The 2928-nt window shown below is 75.8% G+C and carries 3 protein-coding genes; 2 read left to right on the top strand and 1 reads right to left on the bottom strand.

Features of this window, described 5'->3' with window-relative positions:
- Positions 1-901 (bottom strand): Acg family FMN-binding oxidoreductase (locus ACFV4N_RS42210; RefSeq protein WP_499678313.1); only part of this gene is annotated, 901 nt, incomplete at its 3' end.
- 169 nt (positions 902-1070) lie between these two features.
- On the opposite strand from ACFV4N_RS42210, the gene ACFV4N_RS42205 reads away from it, so the two are divergent.
- Positions 1071-1466, top strand: coding sequence for a hypothetical protein (locus tag ACFV4N_RS42205; protein WP_499678312.1), 396 nt, complete (start codon positions 1071-1073; stop codon positions 1464-1466).
- Positions 1463-2818 (top strand): DUF4389 domain-containing protein, encoded by a 1356-nt coding sequence (locus tag ACFV4N_RS42200; RefSeq protein WP_499678311.1) that lies wholly within the window; start codon positions 1463-1465, stop codon positions 2816-2818. Before ACFV4N_RS42205 ends, ACFV4N_RS42200 begins: the two co-directional genes overlap by 4 nt.
- Positions 2819-2928 lie beyond the last annotated feature (110 nt).

The raw sequence follows: 2928 nt of genomic DNA, 5'->3' as shown, positions 1-2928 counted from the left end.
GCACGACCTGGGGCGACAGCACGCCGTCGAGGACCTCGTCGCGCACCCGGGCACGCGTGGTGGCCACCTCCAGCGGTTGGCTGAGCGGGCAGGTGGCCAGGCCCGCGGCGGTGGCTTCCAGCAGCACGGCGCTCATGGCCTCGCCGGCGCGCAGCGTTGAAAGGCGGTCGTCCGACGAGGTGCCCAGCACCAGCACCAGCGCACCGTCCTCCTCCCACTCGCCCGCGGGCTCGTCGACCAGCAGGCCGCCGGGGAACTCCCGCAGCCGCAGGTCCCCGTGCCGCGGCACACCGCGCGGCGCGCTGGCCGCCGGCACCCCGTCGGAGTCGGCGTGCCGGCCGCTCCACGCCCGCAGCTCCCACCGGTAGGCGGGGTCGGCGTCCTGCCGGGCGGCTGCCTGCTCGATGGCGCCCGCCAGGTCGAGGAGGGTCCGCGAGCCGGTGATCCGGCGCAGGACGGCGTCCTGCTCGGCGGCCCGCTCCTCCAGCAGCAGCGACACCGCCCCGGGCACGTCCCACGTGGAGCAGTGCCGCCGGTCGGTGCGCCGCCGGGGGATGGCCGCGGCCATCGCGACCTCGGCCTCGGTGGGCTCGTGGCGGGCGAACTCCACGGCGGCGAGGTGGTCGGGTTCGGCGGGGTTGGGCATCCGGTGCACGATCGCCCGCCAGCCCAGGCCGGCCAGCGCGACGCGCAGGTGGTGCAGTGCGGCGCCGCAGCTGAGCAGCAGGTCCGCGCCGGTCGGGTCGGTCGCGGGGACCGCGCGGGTCCGGTCGGCGTACAGGTGTGCGCTGCGGTCGCCGATCCGCCACCTCCAGGGTTGCGTGTTGTGCACCGACGGCGCGCGGCACGCCAGTGCCACGGCGGCCCGGATCGTCTCCCGGTCGGGCTGGCTGCGGTCCATCCGCCTCACCTCCGCGTTCGTGTTCACCCCCGACCCTGCCCCGGCCGCGCGCGCGATCGCAGGGTCCGAGGTCCCGACCCATCAGGGACCAGTGGGACGACCAACGACTCTGGGGATCGCCCCCGTGCCGGACCAGGCTGGACGTGCCGGACCACGAGGAGGTCGAGACATGGGTGCCAGGGCGGGCACTGCCGCGAAGGGCTCGGCGCGTCAAGGGTTCTCCCGGTGCGAGCCGCCGGCCGACCGGGTCGAGGGCGTCGTCGCCGTGGTGTCCGCCGCGGTGGCGCTGCTGGGCCTGCCGGTCGTGGCGGCCATCGGGTCGCGGGCGTACGTGGCGCAGGCCGTGACCCGGGCCGACGACGACCACCGGCCCGCGCGCGCCCTCCTGACCGTCGAGGGCGTCGTGGCCACCGCGGCCGCCGTCGCCGGCGGGGTGTGGCTCGCGCTGGGCGGCGGCACGGCGTTGCTGTGCGTGCTGGCCCACTCGGCGCACACCCGTGCCCGGCGGCACCGGTCGGACGTCGAGCGGGCCGCGGTCGAGCCCGATTGGAGGAAGACGGCATGACCACGTACCCGGTGCGCGTGCACGCGCAGGTGGACCCCGAGCTGAACCGCTGGTTGTGGCTGGTCAAGTGGCTGTTGGTGATCCCGCACTGCGTCGTGCTGGCGTTGCTGTGGCCGGCGTTCGCGCTGGTGGGCCTGGCGGCATTCGTCATGATCCTGGCCACCGGCCGCTACCCCCGGACCCTGTTCGACTTCGCGCTCGGCGTGCTGCGCTGGACCTGGCGGGTGGCGTACTACTCGTTCGGCGCGCTGGGGACCGACCGGTACCCGCCGTTCAGCCTGGGCGCGGAGCCGGACTACCCGGCGACGCTGGACATCGCCTACCCCGAGCGCCTGTCGCGCGGGCTGGTGCTGGTGAAGTGGCTGCTGGCCGCACCGCACCTGCTGGTCGTCGCCGTGTTCCTCGGTGGCGGCGGCTACCTGGCCTTCCGCGCGGGCGAGTGGGCGTTCAGCCCGGCCGGCGGCCTGGTGGGGCTGTTCGTCCTGGTGGCCGGGGTGGCGCTGCTGTTCACGGGGCGTTACCCGCGCGGGGTGTTCGACTTCGTGCTGGGCATGGACCGCTGGGCGCTGCGCGTGGCGGCCTACGTCGGGCTGATGACCGACGCCTACCCGCCGTTCCGGCTCGACACCGGCGGCGACGAACCCGGCGCCGCGGTCCTCGACACGCCCTCACCCGCGCCTGCTCGCACCGGTGGCACCGCCGGGCGCGTGGTCCCCGCGGTGCTCGGTGTCCTGCTGCTGCTCGCCGGGGTCGGAGCGGCCGCCGCCGGCGCGCTCGGCCTGTGGGTCGACCAGACCCGGCGCGACGCCGACGGCGTGATCACCACGCCCGCCCAGCACCTGCACAGCGAGGGCTACGCCCTGGAGCTCGGCACCGCCGAGCTGAACTGGACCGACGCCGGCTGGGCGGTCGGCGAGGACTGGCTGGGCCGCATCGGCATCCGGGCCGACCGCGACGTGTTCGTGGGCATCGGTCCGACCGGGGACGTCGCCCGCTACCTGGCGACCGTGGAACGCGACCGGGTCGAGGGGTTCGGCGCCGACGTGCTCTACCGGCACACCGCCGGCACCGCGCCCGCCACCGCCCCGCACCACGAGTCGTTCTGGGTCGTCTCGGGCTACGGCGACCTGACCTGGGTCGCCCGGCCCGGCCACTGGACCGCCGTGGTGATGAACGCCGACGGCTCACGGGTCGTCGACACCCCCGTGACCGCCACGGCGACCCTGCCCGCCCTCGCCCCCGTCGCCTGGTCGCTGCTGGGCGCGAGCGTGGTCCTGCTGTTCCTCGGCGGCGGGCTCGTCCTGTTCGCCGCCACCCGCACCACCCGACCCCGTGGAGGAAGCCGTGCGTGAGCCCGTCGTCGCCTCGCTGATGACCCGCGAGGTGGTCAGTGCCGCCCCCGGCACGCCGTTCAAGGAATTGGGCTGGAGGCTGCGCGAGGGCGCTTGCGGCGCCGTGACGG

The organism is Actinosynnema sp. NPDC059797, assembly GCF_042732085.1.
Lineage (GTDB): Bacteria > Actinomycetota > Actinomycetes > Mycobacteriales > Pseudonocardiaceae > Actinosynnema.
The sequence above is the reverse complement of the archived record's forward strand: the minus strand, read 5'-3'. Positions and strand labels throughout refer to the sequence as shown.